The 403-nt window shown below is 54.1% G+C and carries 1 protein-coding gene; it reads left to right on the top strand.

Annotation, left to right across the window (positions count from 1 at the left end; all coding sequences use genetic code 11):
- Window positions 1-403: 4-(cytidine 5'-diphospho)-2-C-methyl-D-erythritol kinase (locus MXD62_RS10285; RefSeq protein WP_368862378.1), on the top strand; the 403-nt coding region annotated here is incomplete at both ends.

Below are 403 nucleotides of genomic sequence, written 5' to 3'. Positions count from 1 at the left end.
GGATTAAATAAACTGTGGGGCTTGCCGCGTTCTCTTGAAGAACTGGCTGACATTGGAGCGCAGATCGGTTCAGATGTGCCGTTCTGCGTACATGGCGGCACAGCGCTTGCCCAGGGCAGGGGGGAAAGGCTCACCCATCTGCCAAACCCGCCTTCCTGCTGGATTATTCTCGCCAAACCGCCGATTGGGGTGTCGACGGCAGATGTCTACGGCAATTTGCGCGTGGACCAGATTCGCAATCATCCTTCTACTGCAGATATGCTGCGGGCGATCGAGCAGCAGGATTTTTCCTTGATGGCCCATTCTTTGGGGAATGTGCTGGAAGAGGTGACGCTGAAACTTCATCCACAAGTAAAACAAATCAAAGAATTAATGGCCGCTTCCGGGGCGGATGGGGTACTGA

Origin of the sequence: Frankia sp. Mgl5 (assembly GCF_023242985.1) — a bacterium.
Lineage (GTDB): Bacteria > Actinomycetota > Actinomycetes > Frankiales > Frankiaceae > Parafrankia > Parafrankia soli.
This window is presented reverse-complemented; position numbering and strand designations above follow the sequence as displayed.